Source organism: Vibrio sp. 10N.222.52.B7 (assembly GCF_041474275.1).
Taxonomy (GTDB): domain Bacteria; phylum Pseudomonadota; class Gammaproteobacteria; order Enterobacterales; family Vibrionaceae; genus Vibrio; species Vibrio crassostreae_C.
In genome coordinates this window covers 1-217 of sequence record NZ_JBFRTU010000593.1, presented here as the reverse complement: position 1 = coordinate 217, position 217 = coordinate 1, and the positions used below count along the sequence as shown (strand labels likewise).

General features: G+C 42.9%; 1 pseudogene. It reads left to right on the top strand.

The window, feature by feature from the left end:
- Window positions 1-217, top strand: a pseudogene (locus AB4512_RS24355) (hypothetical protein); the annotation flags it as partial.

The window sequence follows — 217 nt, the reverse complement described above, 5'->3', positions numbered from 1 at the left end:
ATGCAGTCCAAACTTAGTGTGTCAGTTTCCTTCGCTGATAGTTACGGCAGACCAGTGACAGTACCTAAGAGTGACTTAGAAGGTGCGATATCTTTTTACCTTAAGAATAGTGAACAAGAGTTAGGCAAAAATAAAGACTGTACCTACGGAAGAGATTGCTGGGGGTATACATTGAACCCAAACGACTATTCTCACCAAATGGGGAGCAGCTATGGGT